At 53.9% G+C, this 13,393-nt stretch carries 13 protein-coding genes; 1 reads left to right on the forward strand and 12 read right to left on the reverse strand.

The window, feature by feature from the left end; translation table 11 throughout:
• Positions 1-21 precede the first annotated feature (21 nt).
• From PT964_RS03690 to PT964_RS03700, 3 genes are all read right to left on the reverse strand, one after another.
• Entirely contained in the window at positions 22-1,077 is a 1,056-nt protein-coding gene (locus tag PT964_RS03690; RefSeq protein WP_274361978.1) for a Gfo/Idh/MocA family protein, read from the reverse strand.
• Between the two features lie 197 nt (positions 1,078-1,274).
• Positions 1,275-2,195 (reverse strand): NHL repeat-containing protein, encoded by a 921-nt coding sequence (locus PT964_RS03695; protein WP_274361979.1) that lies wholly within the window; start codon positions 2,193-2,195, stop codon positions 1,275-1,277.
• 72 nt (positions 2,196-2,267) lie between these two features.
• Entirely contained in the window at positions 2,268-3,161 is an 894-nt protein-coding gene (locus tag PT964_RS03700; RefSeq protein ID WP_274361980.1) for a helix-turn-helix transcriptional regulator, read from the reverse strand.
• A 144-nt stretch (positions 3,162-3,305) separates the two neighbouring features.
• Here PT964_RS03700 and PT964_RS03705 point away from each other — a divergent pair, with 144 nt between their 5' ends.
• Positions 3,306-4,133 carry a phytanoyl-CoA dioxygenase family protein gene (locus tag PT964_RS03705; RefSeq protein WP_274361981.1) on the forward strand — a complete coding sequence of 276 codons (828 nt, stop codon included), beginning with the start codon at positions 3,306-3,308 and terminating at the stop codon, positions 4,131-4,133.
• A gap of 45 nt (positions 4,134-4,178) precedes the next feature.
• On the opposite strand, the gene PT964_RS03710 is transcribed toward PT964_RS03705, so the two are convergent.
• The 9 genes from PT964_RS03710 to PT964_RS03750 all read right to left on the reverse strand — a co-directional run bounded on the left by PT964_RS03710 (position 4,179) and on the right by PT964_RS03750 (position 13,370).
• Positions 4,179-5,318 carry an acyltransferase family protein gene (locus tag PT964_RS03710; RefSeq protein ID WP_274361982.1) on the reverse strand — a complete coding sequence of 380 codons (1,140 nt, stop codon included), beginning with the start codon at positions 5,316-5,318 and terminating at the stop codon, positions 4,179-4,181.
• Positions 5,311-5,763 carry a hypothetical protein gene (locus tag PT964_RS03715; protein ID WP_274361983.1) on the reverse strand — a complete coding sequence of 151 codons (453 nt, stop codon included), beginning with the start codon at positions 5,761-5,763 and terminating at the stop codon, positions 5,311-5,313. The genes PT964_RS03710 and PT964_RS03715 overlap by 8 nt, the downstream gene beginning before the upstream one ends.
• Positions 5,735-6,070, reverse strand: coding sequence for a hypothetical protein (locus PT964_RS03720; RefSeq protein ID WP_274361984.1), 336 nt, complete (start codon positions 6,068-6,070; stop codon positions 5,735-5,737). Before PT964_RS03720 ends, PT964_RS03715 begins: the two co-directional genes overlap by 29 nt.
• Positions 6,067-7,086, reverse strand: a complete 1,020-nt coding sequence (locus PT964_RS03725) for an ABC transporter ATP-binding protein (RefSeq protein ID WP_274361985.1) — start codon at positions 7,084-7,086, stop codon at positions 6,067-6,069. Before PT964_RS03725 ends, PT964_RS03720 begins: the two co-directional genes overlap by 4 nt.
• Positions 7,087-7,101: 15 nt before the next feature.
• Positions 7,102-8,106, reverse strand: a complete 1,005-nt coding sequence (locus tag PT964_RS03730; RefSeq protein WP_274361986.1) for an ABC transporter ATP-binding protein — start codon at positions 8,104-8,106, stop codon at positions 7,102-7,104.
• Between the two features lie 20 nt (positions 8,107-8,126).
• Complete coding sequence (locus PT964_RS03735) at positions 8,127-9,293, reverse strand: ABC transporter permease (RefSeq protein ID WP_274361987.1); 1,167 nt, start codon at positions 9,291-9,293, stop codon at positions 8,127-8,129.
• On the reverse strand, positions 9,290-10,288 hold the full coding sequence (locus PT964_RS03740) for an ABC transporter permease (protein ID WP_274361988.1): 999 nt from the start codon (positions 10,286-10,288) through the stop codon (positions 9,290-9,292). Before PT964_RS03740 ends, PT964_RS03735 begins: the two co-directional genes overlap by 4 nt.
• 82 nt (positions 10,289-10,370) lie before the next feature.
• Positions 10,371-12,338, reverse strand: a complete 1,968-nt coding sequence (locus PT964_RS03745; RefSeq protein ID WP_274361989.1) for an ABC transporter substrate-binding protein — start codon at positions 12,336-12,338, stop codon at positions 10,371-10,373.
• 129 nt (positions 12,339-12,467) lie between these two features.
• The gene (locus PT964_RS03750) at positions 12,468-13,370 is read right to left on the reverse strand and encodes an AraC family transcriptional regulator (protein WP_274361990.1); all 903 of its coding nucleotides are present in this window, start codon (positions 13,368-13,370) and stop codon (positions 12,468-12,470) included.
• Positions 13,371-13,393: the final 23 nt, after the last annotated feature.

Here is a 13,393-nt window from a genome sequence, read left to right on the forward strand (position 1 = left end):
TCGGGTTAAGGTTTGTAATGATCAAACTTCAGATATCGCCGGATCATTCAACGAAACTCTGCGCCCTTCTCTCGACGAAACATATGTAGCGAGCACCATTCGGAGCGAGGTGCGCCCTTCCTCCGCCGTCGCGATCGGTTCGCGGTCGCCGTGCAGAAAATCCGCAAGCGGCTTTGCCAATCCTTTAATGCGCATGAAGTGATTGTCCGGCGTAGTTATGGAGCTTGCGGTCCATTGCCCGGTTCCCGCCAAATACCATTTGAGCCCCGGCGCTCCTTCCGGCCTCGGCGCATTGCAGCTGACCGCATCGCCGTAATTTTGAACGATCGTTCCGCGTTCGCATACGATTTCCGTCGAGTTTTCGGCGGCCGTGCAGGTGAAGGAGCAGTTCACTTCGGCTAACGGTCCTCCCGGGTAGCGGAATATGGCGATGCCGTTGTCCATCGGAATGTCCGGATTGTACAACGACTCCACCTCCGCGGTCACGCTTTCCGGCACGCCGAGCAGCCAATGCAGGAAATCGATCGGGTGCGACGAATCGTCCGCCCAAATGTCCCGATTGTACTTCGGGTCCACATGCCAAGACTGAGAAAAATCAGCGCTTAATCCGACGCCTAGCCCGTGCCTTCTGCGAACGGAGAACACCTTGCCGAACTCGCCGCCTTCAAGCAGCTCCTTCATTTGCGCATTTTGCGGATCCACCCTCATCTGCCAAGCCATGGTGAACGGTACCCCGTACCGCCTAACTGCCGCGACGATCCGTTCCGCTTCCGCATCGGTCAACGCAATCGGCTTCTGCAGCACGATCGCCTTGCCTTTGGAAGCGGCAAGCTCGACCAATTCCGCATGCAGCGACGTTTCGGAAGCGATAACGACCGCTTGGACGTCGGCGCGGTCCAGCAGCGAGGCGGCGTCATCGCAGGCGTCCAAGCCGAATTTGCGGCATGCGTCCGTAAGCCGCTTCGGATCGTGATCCCATCCGGCAACGACCGATATGCCGTCTTCGGGACGGTTCGCCCATTCCTCGCAGTAACCGTTTACATGACCGTGCGCGAATCCGAGAATGCCTACGTTCATTCGGGTCCTCATTCCGCACCTCTCTTCCTTAATTCAAAGCAGCTTGCTTGGAAACGTTCCCTACTGACATGATAAACAGTTGCGTCCGGCGCTTCATGGTTGATCGGGACATCTGCATATTCGATTCGGACAGTTTCAAAAAAAGAAGCGCCCGAAAACAGCTTTTCATGCTGTCCGGACGCTTTTGTTTGAGATCGTTATTTTTTTGTCAGCTTTGTAATTCTTCCGTTTACCGTCCACTCCGCCACATATATGTTGCCTTTCGAATCTACGCAAACGCCGTGCGGAGAGCTGAACCGGTTGCCGCGGAAATAGGCGGGCGGAAGATTCGGCCAGCCCTGCTGTTTATATGCTTGCTGGTCTTCCCCCAGGTGTGTGATCAAGCGGTCTTCTTTATCGAAAATCGTAATGCGGCTGTGCAGATCGGGGAAGTACATTTCATCCCCGTGAAAATAAAAGCTGCACGGCATATCCATATTTTCGTCGATAAACCGCTTGTGCTCGCCCTCCGGCGTGAACACCTGTATGCGGTGATTGCTTCGGTCCGCCACATACAGCTCGGGCTCGCCGCGCCTAACATCGAAGGAAATGCCATGCGGACATGCCAGCTTCCCGGGCTCGCTCCCGGTTCCGCCGAACGAACCGATGTACGTTCCGTCCGCGCGGTAGCGGTGAATCCAGTTTTGCCCGTAGCCGTCCGTGACATAAATATCCCCGTTCGGGGCAACCGCCGCATCGGTCGGTACGTATTTTCGCTGTTCGTCATAGACGTCCGGCAAATCCGGGGCGCCAAGCTCGAGCGCCTTTTCCCCGCCCGTCGTCGCTTTGACAAGCAATCCTCTGGCCGTGTCCGTTATGTAAAGAAACTCTTGATCGCCTTCCTTATGCAAATAAAAACCGTGGGCTCCGCCTGCGAACTCGTCTCCCCAGGACGATACGAAGCGGCCGTTCTCGTCGAATTTCAGCACCGCCTGTTCATTGGTATGAAATACGTAAACATTGTCCTCCGCATCGACGACGATGCCGTGAGTGTATCCCAGCTTGACGGAGCTTGGGACTTGCGCCCATTCCGTATTCATCTCATACACGTAACTGCCGCTGCCGATTACTTTCGCCATTGTACCTCTCCCCTTCGCAATGTGTTTTCAACTTTTTAACTTCACAAATATGTATTCACGATAACCCGCTCATTACCCTTTTTCTTCCGAACGGTCCCGGGAATGAACGGGCGTCTGCCTGAATTCGCCCGGCGTCAAGCCTGTTTCTTTCTTAAAGTTGTTGCTGAAATAGTGAACGCTCCCGTACCCGAGCCGCTCGGCGACGGTTTCGATCGGTTCTCCGCGAAGCAGCGCTTGCTTGGCAAGACGGATCCGCTCCGTGATCAAATACTGCTTCGGATTGATGCCCAGCTCTTGAAAAAACAGCTGCGTGAAATAGCTGGGATGGTAACCGCACAGCTTGGCCAGCTCCGATACGGTCCAGTTTTTGGCGAGCTGCTCTCTCATCGCATGAAGCGCAGGCTCGATTTTGCTTGCCGCCGTACCGGCTGAAGGCTGCCTCGTTACCTGCCGCAAAACCGACGCGAGCAGCTCCATCAACAGCCCCCTCAGCAAGAACGGAGAACCGAGCGATTCCTGCTGATACTCTTTGACGATCCGCATCATTAACGGCTCCATTCCCGGCAGCGAAAAATGGTTCGGAAGCGCAACGGTCCCGTGCCCCGGAATTTCCAGCACATAGGTCTCAGAGCGGTTTTGCAGCTCATCTTCCCCCACCTCCTGGAGGCCGTAAGCGGGATGAACGGAAGCGGCGGACGGTTCATGCCATGAGAAGTGAATGCTGAAATATTCGGTAAACAAAGGAGTCCGCAGCACATGAGGGCTTCTTCGCCCGTAAAATACGCACTCCCCCGGCAGTACCCGGTAATGGTCCGGTCCGAGCCGGAGCGTCGCTTCGCCGGATATGACATAAAAAAACTGGCAGTCGGGAATGATCCGCGGCCCCCAATGGTCGCCCGGCCTCGCGAATGCCCGGCTGGCGAAATTCAAAGCGGGCGTCAAATCCGTCAGCGTCCCTACTTTCAAGGCAATCCCTCCCGGCGGCAAAGCCTGTCTTCCGATCTGGAAAAATTGTAATTTTGTTTTGAATATGTCTAAATACGCCGGTCTCAGCTTTTTTGTAAGATGATGTCAACAACAACCGAACTGGTTCAAGGGAGTGATAAACCTATGTTAACACAAGCTCAGCTGAATGAATTCGAAAAAAACGGATTTTTAAAAGGCGACGTCGTGCTAAGCGACGAAGAAGTGGAGGAGCTTCGAGCCGAGTTGGATCTGGTCATGGAAGGAAAGTCGGTAAAAAAGCCCGTCCTTAACCGCAATATGCTGGAAGGCGGCAGCGACTCGCTCTACGATAATATGAAGATGACGGTGACGGAAAAGGTCGTTCAAATCGTCAACATTTGGATGGCGAGCGACGCATTTTACCGGCATGCCCAGCATCCCGTCATCTGCGAGGAAATTTCGCAGCTCAGCAAGACGGATACGCTCCGCATCTGGCATGATCAAGTGCAATACAAGCCGCCGGTTTCGGGCGGGCCTACGGGCTGGCATCAGGACCATCCGCTTTGGCCGATCATTCAGCCTGCCGACCTCGTCAGCGCCTGGGTCGCCCTCGACGACGCGGTCATCGAGAACGGCTGCATGTGGATGGTGCCGGGAAGCCATAAGTGGGGCAACCAGCAACGGTATTTGTCGTGGGACGCTGACTTTAAACCGATACACAAACAGCCCGAGCTGCTTCCGGATGACGCCGCGGTGGAAGCGGTCCCTTTTGAAATCAAGAAAGGTCAAGTCGGCTACCACCACTGTCTCACATGGCACGGCTCTCCGCACAATCGCTCCCAGCTGAAACGAAGAGCGATCGCGGTCCATTATATGCCGGGGCATACCCGTTATGAGCCGACCGCGAATCACCCGATGCACCGGTTCGTCGAGGTGAGCAAAGGCGAAATTTTGCAAGGAGCCCATTTCCCGGTCGTATATTCGAAAGGATAAAAAGAAGGGGTATTCGCCGTTGGCTCGCGGGTACCCCTTTCTTTTTTATAGCGCCGTATTCCGGTTTGCTTGATTCGATTCGCCGCGCGCGGACCCGGACAAAAATCCGGGAAGCCGCTCCCTCGCATTCATGAAAGGCAGCTCAAGCAGCTTATGAAGCAAAAAGGACGCCGCGAACACGACAACCAGCGCAAAAGCGCACAAAAAGACGCTGGATAAAAGCGAAGGCTTCTCCACTAGCGACTTATAATAAATAAATATTTCCCAATGCGTCAAGTAGGCTGCGTACGATGTCACGCTAAGGAACGTTACGGCTTTTACCGTGCGTCCTTTAACGATGGAGCCGAAGCCGCTGCGCTCCATACCGGCGATGCATACCGCAAACGAAGCGGATACGATCGTGAACAGCCACGTCCGCGCAAAAAACGACTGATCCATCGTACCCGCTTTGATGTGGGTAAAAACAATAATACCGCACGACACTAAGGCGGCTGCTGCTGCAACCCGCGCCGCCCGGCCTGACAGCGCGCGCTCATAGACGTTTCGGTAATACCTCTGGAAAGCTGCCAGCAATACGCCCGTAACCAAGCTGTCGATCCGAAGCGGAATACTTTTCCGCACTCCGTAGTCCCAAACCGGATTGTCCGACATAACAACCCACATACGGGCCGAAACCTCTAAGAGCATGATGAACAGGCAGAAGCCGATCAGCAGCGTCCCTTTGTTTCCCGAATACCGGGCGCAAAGCAGAAGCAGCAGAAGCGGAACGACAAAATAAAACCATTCCTCGATCGTCAAGCTCCAAGATACGGGCATAAACGTGTTCAGCGCAGATTCGTGGAAGTTTTGCAGAAACACTAGATAAGCCCAGTGAAACGGTCTATGCAGCAGCAGCCACGTCACGAGCAGCACGAATAAATAAAGCGGAAGCGTCCGGAGCCAGCGCCTGACGTAAAAGCGTAGCAGCGATTTCCACGAGCCTCCTTCAACCACTTCCTTCATTAGGATGTTGCCGATCAAAAAGCCGCTGAGCACGAAAAACAGTTCCACTCCGTAATAGCCGGTCACATAGCTGAACGCCAGCACGTCAAAATGATCCAAGAAAAAAAAGGTTGACGCATGGGTGATTAAGACAAGCATGATCGCCGCCGCCCTAGCCGCATCCAATCCGACATTTCTATCCATCCGATTTCCCTATAAAATAAAACACGGTCAGCAGCAAACCGCCGGCGGCTTCCGCCGCCATGAGCAGCAGCGACCCGGCAGATGGATCGGCAGCGCCTAAAGCCCAAGGAATAAGCTGGCTTACCAGCAACACCGCAAGCAGAACGCCGAAGAGCAGCGCGGCATGTTTCCAGAACCGGATGCCGGCGCCGCCTTTCAACATGAGGTGCGGACTGATCAACACGAGAGTGAGCCACAGCATACCGAGCAGTATGGTAGAGAAGTTATCGACAGCCCTCCAGGAAAATGGGTCCGCCCCGAACACCATCAGCATCGTCATGACGCATTCCCGCACGTAAAACCAAATCAGCAATCCGAGCGCCCCGATGCCCGCGGTGAGCACCAGGGAAACAACCTTGTAGATGTAAAGCGTTCTTCTATTCGCTTCTTGCAAATTCGATGTCATGACGCCGCATCCACTCCTCTTTGATTGACGACAATTCGCTCAGCAAATAGGATCGCGTCTCTTCGCCGTCGACCAGACGGGTTTTGCGGACATATCGCTCCAGCTTCTCCAGCCGGTCGTGAATTAACGAAGCCCCTTTCTCCTTTCGAAGCCATGACTCCGGCACGTCCCTCGTATCTAAAATCGATTCCAATTCTTTATGCTTCTTGCCGATCGTTTGCGCAATGTACAGCTTCATCAGCAGCACGGTGCCGCATACCAGCGTGACGATAAACAGCAGCGACAATAAAAGGACGGTTCCGATCATATTTCCGCGGCTCCTTGCAAATCGAGCTCTTTCGCATGGTGGCATGCGGCGAAATGTCCGGGCTCCACCTCTTGAAATTCGGGCGCCTCCTTCTTGCACAGCTCCGTCGCATACCGGCACCGCGGGTGAAAATAGCAGCCCGACGGTGGCTTGGCCGGGTTCGCCACCTCCCCCTTAAGCAGAATGGGGGCAGCTTTCTTGCGCGGATCCGGAATCGGCCTCGCGGAGAGCAGCGCTTCCGTATACGGATGCTTCGGCTTGCCGAACAACCGCTCCGTCTCGGCCAGTTCGACCATCTTTCCTACGTACATGACTCCGACCCGGTCGGATACGTGCTGGATGACACCCAAATCGTGCGATATGAAGATGTAGCTAAGCCCGAACCGCTCCTGCAAATCTTGCAGCAAATTAATAATTTGCCCTTGCACGGAAACGTCCAGCGCGGACACCGCTTCATCGCAGACGATCAGCCGCGGATTTGTCGCAAGCGCCCGGGCGATCCCGATCCGCTGCCGCTGGCCGCCGCTGAACGCATGCGGGTAGCGCTCCAGGTGCCGGCTGTCGAGTCCGACCGTCTCCATCAGCTCGCGGACGCGGTCCTTTAGCGGCTCGCCCTTCATGATGTTGTTGCAGATGAGCGGCTCTCCGACAATATTGAGTACGGTCATCCGCGGGTTTAACGAGGAGTACGGGTCTTGAAAGATCATTTGGACGTCTCTCCGGATGGCTCGAAGCTTCCGGTTGTCCAGCCTCGTTACATCGACGACGTTTCCGGATTTCGTCTTGAACAACACCTCTCCATCGGTAGGCTCAATCGCCCTAAGGATCGCTCTGCCGAGCGTCGTCTTGCCGCAGCCCGACTCGCCGACCAGCCCGAGGTTTTCGCCTTCGTACATTTGAAAGCTGACGTCGTCGACCGCTTTTACGTAACCGACCGTTTGTTTCAAGAAGCCTTTTTTGATCGGGAAATACTTTTTCATCGATTTGACTTCCAAGATGGGTTGCTTGGTATCCATGCTTGTGCCCCCTTGTTAATTCGTTTCCGCAAACAAGCAGCGTACGTAATGGCGGTCCCCAAGCCTCTTCATCGGAATCGGCGCCGCGTTGCAGACGCCGTCCTGCGCCTTCTTGCATCGCGAGTAAAAGCCGCACCCCGCCGGTTTGTTGATCGGGATCGGGACTGTCCCTTCGATGGATTCCAGTTTTCGGTCCCGGTTGCTGACGGAAGGAATCGATTTAAGCAGCGCGGACGTATACGGATGGCGCGCGCCGTGGAACAGCGTATCCACATCGGTATATTCGACAACCTCGCCTAGGTACATCACCGCCACCTCATCCGACATTTGGGCAATGACGCCGAGGTCGTGCGTGATGAAGATGACGGAGGTTTGAATCGTAGCCTTCAGCTCGTTAATCAACGAGAGCACTTGGGCTTGGACGGTAACGTCCAGCGCGGTCGTCGGCTCGTCGGCTATTAAGATGGACGGGTTGCAGCATAGCGCCATGGCGATCATCGCGCGCTGCCGCATGCCCCCCGACAGCTGATGCGGGTATTCGTTCAAGCGCTGCTCCGGATTGGACATGCCGACCTTCCGCAGCATATCTAAAGCGATTTCCCTCGCTTGCTTTTTGTCCTTGTCGTTGTGGAGCATGATCGATTCCATGATTTGATTGCCGATCGTATGAATCGGCGAGAACGCCTTCATCGGCTCCTGAAAAATCATCGAAATTTCCCCGCCGCGAATGTCTCGGATTTCTTTGCCCATCGGGTTCAGCTTAGCCAGATCGACCGTTCCTTGCCCCTTCTTTCGGTGAAGCAATATTTCCCCTTCCACTTTGGCAGTCTTCGGTACGATCCGGAGAATAGAGTGAGAGGTCACGCTCTTTCCGCAGCCGCTCTCCCCCACAATCCCGAGCGTTTTCCCTTGGTCGAGCGTAAGGTCCACCCCGTCGACCGCTTTAAGCAAACCTTCATCCAATTGAAAGTGCGTTTTTAAATTCCGGATTTCCAATATCGTTTGTTCGGAACGCTGCATGTGAGCCTCACCGTCCTCCGTTATTTATAAGGATCCGCCGCATCGCGAAGTCCGTCGCCCAAGAAGTTGAAAAAAAGCACCGTTGCTACGATGAAAGCCGCGGGCCACAGCAGCCACGGATGGTGCGCCAGCGCTTGTATGTTTTGCGCATCCTGCAGCAGGACGCCCCAGCTGACTACCGGCGGCTGAAGGCCGAGGCCGAGAAAGCTTAGCGACGTTTCTCCCAATATCGTCCCGGGGATCGTAATCGTAACGCTGACGATGATATAACTGGCAAACGACGGCAGCAGATGCTTGCGAATAATCCGGAAATCGCTCGCACCCGACAGCCTGGCGGCCATCGTGAAGTCTTCTTCGCGAAGCGATAAAATCTTGCCTCTGGTTACGCGCGCCAGATCGGTCCATCCGATGACGGAGAAAATCAAGATCATTCCGAAATAGATTTGCAGCGACGACCAGTCTCTCGGCAGCGCCGCAGCGAGCGCCATCCAAAGCGGAATCGTCGGAATGCAGATCATCAGGTCGATCAGCCGTTGAATGACCGTATCGGTAATGCCTCCCAAATAACCGGATATACCTCCCAGCAGCAGGCCGAGTATTAACGTCAGCGTAATGCCGAGCAAGCCGAAGGACAGAGAAATCCGCGACCCGTACAATACCCGGCTGAACAAGTCGCGGCCGAGCTCATCGGTCCCCATCAGGAACAAGGGAGCGTCCTTGATGCCGGTTCCGAACAGGTGAATATCGGTGTTGAACAGCCCCCAAAACTTATACGGCTCTCCTTTTACAAAAAAACGAATCGGGTATTTTTTGGAGGTGTCCTCCACGAACGTGCGCCGGAACGTCTTTTTGTCCACTTCTCTTTTCATGTCGTACACAAAGGGTCGCAGGCTAAAGCCGTCCTCCTTGCTGTAAAAATGAATTCTGGCCGGAGGCGCCTCCTTATAATTGGTATATCTCGCGAGCGGAACCGTGGGAGCCAAAAATTCGCAAAAGACGGCGAGCAAATATAGCAGGATGAGACAAACGCCCGCGATCATGGCGAGCCGATGCTTTTTAAACTTCCACCACATGAGCTGCCATTGCGAAGCAACCTCGTATTGCTGCTGATTGTCGCCTGCCTTCGGTTTATTCGATTTGCGAAACCGAGAAAAAAGATTATTGGAACGTCCCGGAACGGTGTTCATTCCTGCACCCCTCCAAACCGGATTCTAGGATCGATAACGGCAAGCAGCAGATCGGATATCAGCGTTCCGATAACCGTCAGCACACTGACGATGAGCAAGAAGCTTCCCGCCAGGTACATGTCTTGGAACATGAGCGCCCGCAGCATGATCGGACCGATCGTCGGCATATTCAAGACAATCGATACGATCGCTTCCCCCGAAACGATCGCCGGGAGCATCCAGCCGATCGTACTGATGAGCGGGTTGAATGCCATGCGCACCGGGTATTTAAACAGCAGCCGCTTCTCGCCCAAGCCTTTGGCGCGCGCCGTAATGACATATTGCTTCTGCAGCTCGTCAAGCAGCATTCCTCTCGTAATCCGCATTAATCCGGCCATACCGCCGCTGCCGATCACAAAGATCGGGAGCCATAGGTGGTTTAAAAAGTCGAGAAATTTCGCCATCGTCCACGGCGCGTCCTGGAACTGGGGGCTGAACAGGCCGGTTAGCACAGCCCCCGTATTCACAAAGATGAAATATAGGAACAGCAGCGCCAGCAAAAATCCCGGTACGGCCAAGCCGATAAAGGCAAGGAACGTAAACAAGTAATCCGCCGGCGAATACTGATGCGTGGCGGAGTAAATGCCTATCGGCACCGCGATCAGCCACATAAACAGCAGCGTAAACAACGATACCGCCATCGTCATGGCCAGCCGGTCCCCGATCACCTCCGACACCGGCTGATTCCACTGGAAGGAGCGGCCGAAATCCCCCTTGGTAACGATGTTTTTCATCCAGATGAAATATTGCTCAGGCATCGATTTATCCAGCCCGTATTGCTGTTTTAACCGAAGCACCATGCTCTCGTCCACGTCGGAGCCCGATTGCTCCAATTGCGAGATGTAAGTCGTCAAATAATCGCCGGGCGGCAGCTGGATAATCATAAACACGATGATGGTGATGGCGATCAGCAGCGGTATGAGCTGCAGCACACGATGTCCGATATACGATAACATCCCCTCACGCTCCTTAGGAACTGAACCGTTGTAAAAGTGCGAAGGTATAGGCAGACGAGCTGCCTATACCGTCTCACCGGTGTTATTTTTTGAAGAAGAACTGCTCTCCGCTGAAGTTGGCGGCAATGGCAAACCCTTTATCGGAGACGTTGCCCAAATTTTTGTTGATGATGATCGGCTGCGTCACGTTGCCGATATGAGGGAAGTACCAAACATTGTTCTTGATTTCTTGCTTCAGCTCGTCGATGGCCGCTTTGCCTTCTTCCGGCGGGGCGGTTGACACTTTCGTCATCAAATCGTACAGCTTTTGTACGTCTTTCGGAGGCTGTTCGCCCTTCGTTCCGGCGCTGTCCCGGAAATCGAGCCAGAGGCGGCCCCAGTTTCCTTGGCCCCAGTCTCCCATGTACCATAACGGGGTATGTGTCCATATCATGGTCGCCTGCAGCTCGTTGGCGTTATTCCTCGTGCTCCAAAGCGCCTGGTCGATCGTCTTCATCGTCACCTTCAAGCCGAGCTGCTGCCACATTTCAACAATGAGCTCCGTCAGCGGTACGATGTCCGGCGCCTGTGCGCCGACCTCGAACGGGATCGAGAACGGATTGCCGTTCGGCGCCGTCCGGAAGCCGTCCGTACCCTTTTTCATGCCCATTTCGTCGAGCAGCTTATTGCCCGCATCCAGATCGAATGTGTTGTCGAGGATGAGCGAAGGCTCCGCAAAGCCGTAATAGATGGAATCGATAATTTCGTCCCGATCGATCGCGTAATTCAGCGCCTGACGGAACCGTTTGTCTTGGACGACGCTCTTCCATGTATCGTCGTTATACGTCAAGTTTAGGAAAATATCGGTAGGCGTTACGTGCATCTTCGCCATCAATGTCGTATATCCGCCTTTTTCCTCGTTCTCCTTATAGAGCGGCATCTTGACGAGCGCTGCCGATTCGCGCATAAAATCCACTTCTCCGGCAATCGCCTTCAACGTTACGATTTCGATATCCTGCACCAGCGTGCTCTCGATTCGGTCGATGTAAGGAAGCTGGTTGCCCTGCGCATCGAGCTTGAAGTAGTACGGATTGCGCTCGAAAATCGCCGTCGTTTCCGTTTTTTGCTTAAATACCCAAGGATAAAGCACCGGGAAGCCTTGTGCCTTCGGGTTCGTCAAATCCCAGTTCGTAATGTCTTTATCGTTGAAGAACGCCGGCCATTCCTCCGGCTCGAACCCGGCTTTCTTGATTTCCGCTGCAAGCACATCCGGGTCCGCATACTTTTTGTGGAACTGCTTTAAATAGTGAGCCGGTTTGATCAGCTCGGTATAGCCGCGCCACCCTTGGATCGCAAACCGAATCGGCAAACCGCCGTACGGCGAATTGAACTTGAGCTTGAACGTGAAATCGTCCACAATTTCAAACTGGAAAGGCTTGCCGGACGCTTCGCCTCCGTCTCTAAGCCATACCGGGAATACGGGCGTAAGCTCCTCGTTCATTAAGAAATCCTCGACCGTAAAGCGGACATCCTCGACCGTCACCGGTTCGCCGTCGGACCATCTGAGCCCTTCGCGCATGTGGAACGTGAATTCCGTTTGCTGATCGTTGACCTCGTACCCTTCCAGTACGTTTCCGGTAATTTCCTCGCCCAGAATGCCCGGCGTGTTCAGCAGCGGTTCGTTGTTCATCACGAATACGTCTGCATCCCAATCGATCGCCGAGGTTACGGTCCGAAGCGTCCCGCCGTAGGTGCCGATCTCGTAATCGAGCATCGTAAGCGGCATTTCGTTCGTCAGCTTCGGATTTTTCGGAAGACGGTCCTTTACCGGAGGCAGGCCCATAGAGTCAAGCATCGGCGCTTGATGGAACTCGATCGAACCGAGGTCTACCTGCGGTTCTTCGCCTCCCCCTCCTCCGCTGCCTACCGGATCTGTCCCCTCATCCGCCGGATCGTTTGTTTGCGTGCCCGGATCGCCGGTGTTGGAACCGCTTTCAGAACCGCCAAAGCAACCGGCCAAGCTGAGGAGTATTAACGATAGCATGAGTAATACCGTGAACACCCTTTTCATGGAGAGCCTCCTGTTCTTGGTATGGAAATTCAAAGCTACAATCACAGTAACACACGCTTTTCCGGCCTTTCATTGCGGATATCGCAAAAATCATAGCTTATATAGACATCCCGATTTCCGGATTCCGCGCTAAGGTATTCGATATTCCTTCTGCGCAATTTCGCGGTACTTTCCAGGGGGACAACCTACTTTGCGCTGAAACAGGCGGTTAAAGAAAGCGGGGTCTTCATACCCGATATTTCCGGCGATCGTTATCACCTTTTCGTCGGATTCCGACAAAAGCTGCTTCGCTTTCTCCACGCGAATGTTATGGATCATTTCAAAAATGGTCATGCCCGTCTCTTCCTTAAACACGCGATTCAGCTGCCTCGGACTAAGATTGAACAAATCGCTCAGCAAATTGATGGAAAGCTTCTTCTCGTAGTTGCGGTTTAAATACCCGATGATTCGCTGAATCAACAGCTTCTTTCCGTTGCTTCTCGGGTTAAGGCTCGTTTTTTTTGTAAAATAGCGCGACAGAAGCACAAGCAGCTCCAACAGCTTGATCCGCAGCATCGTCGAATAACCGGACTCGTGCTTTTCATACTCGCGGATCATGTCGTCCAACAAATGCAATACTCTTGAAGCGCCTTCTCCGTCTAATTGGAGGCGATGGTTGAAGTGCTGATGAGTGCTTAGGAACGGCTTCATATAGCAAAAGTCCGCCGAATCGGAAATACCCAAGCCGTGTAAACAAGTGTGTTGAACGAGGTCCGGAACGAAGAGGCAATTGACGATTTCCAGCGATTCGCCTTCCGACAATTGGTACGTATGGGCTTCGCCGGGGTTGATGAAGAGAACGTCGCCACCGCGAATGTCGTAGCTGTCATTCTCGAACATATGCTTTCCGTTTCCGCTCACAATGTAGACCAGCTCTACAAAATCGTGAACGTGCATGCTCGGAGCATTATCCTTCGTATGAATCGTGCGGCGGATCCAGAAAGGAATGCAATGCGGCTCCTCCAAGTAATTTCTGAGCATTAGCTTTTCCAATGCGTCCACCCCCAATGGATAAA

The sequence above is a fragment of the Paenibacillus thermotolerans genome, assembly GCF_028745515.1.
GTDB lineage: Bacteria > Bacillota > Bacilli > Paenibacillales > YIM-B00363 > Paenibacillus_AE > Paenibacillus_AE thermotolerans.

What these genes read in the sequence shown, in the direction of transcription:
- PT964_RS03715 (WP_274361983.1), bottom strand. Translation starts at nt 5,763, where the DNA reads ATGACATCGAATTTGCAAGAAGCGAATAGAAGAACGCTTTACATCTAC.
- PT964_RS03690 (WP_274361978.1), bottom strand. Translation starts at nt 1,077, where the DNA reads ATGAACGTAGGCATTCTCGGATTCGCGCACGGTCATGTAAACGGTTAC.
- PT964_RS03735 (WP_274361987.1), bottom strand. Translation starts at nt 9,293, where the DNA reads ATGAACACCGTTCCGGGACGTTCCAATAATCTTTTTTCTCGGTTTCGC.
- PT964_RS03720 (WP_274361984.1), bottom strand. Translation starts at nt 6,070, where the DNA reads ATGATCGGAACCGTCCTTTTATTGTCGCTGCTGTTTATCGTCACGCTG.
- PT964_RS03745 (WP_274361989.1), bottom strand. Translation starts at nt 12,338, where the DNA reads ATGAAAAGGGTGTTCACGGTATTACTCATGCTATCGTTAATACTCCTC.
- PT964_RS03740 (WP_274361988.1), bottom strand. Translation starts at nt 10,288, where the DNA reads ATGTTATCGTATATCGGACATCGTGTGCTGCAGCTCATACCGCTGCTG.
- PT964_RS03710 (WP_274361982.1), bottom strand. Translation starts at nt 5,318, where the DNA reads ATGGATAGAAATGTCGGATTGGATGCGGCTAGGGCGGCGGCGATCATG.
- PT964_RS03695 (WP_274361979.1), bottom strand. Translation starts at nt 2,195, where the DNA reads ATGGCGAAAGTAATCGGCAGCGGCAGTTACGTGTATGAGATGAATACG.
- PT964_RS03705 (WP_274361981.1), top strand. Translation starts at nt 3,306, where the DNA reads ATGTTAACACAAGCTCAGCTGAATGAATTCGAAAAAAACGGATTTTTA.
- PT964_RS03725 (WP_274361985.1), bottom strand. Translation starts at nt 7,086, where the DNA reads ATGGATACCAAGCAACCCATCTTGGAAGTCAAATCGATGAAAAAGTAT.
- PT964_RS03730 (WP_274361986.1), bottom strand. Translation starts at nt 8,106, where the DNA reads ATGCAGCGTTCCGAACAAACGATATTGGAAATCCGGAATTTAAAAACG.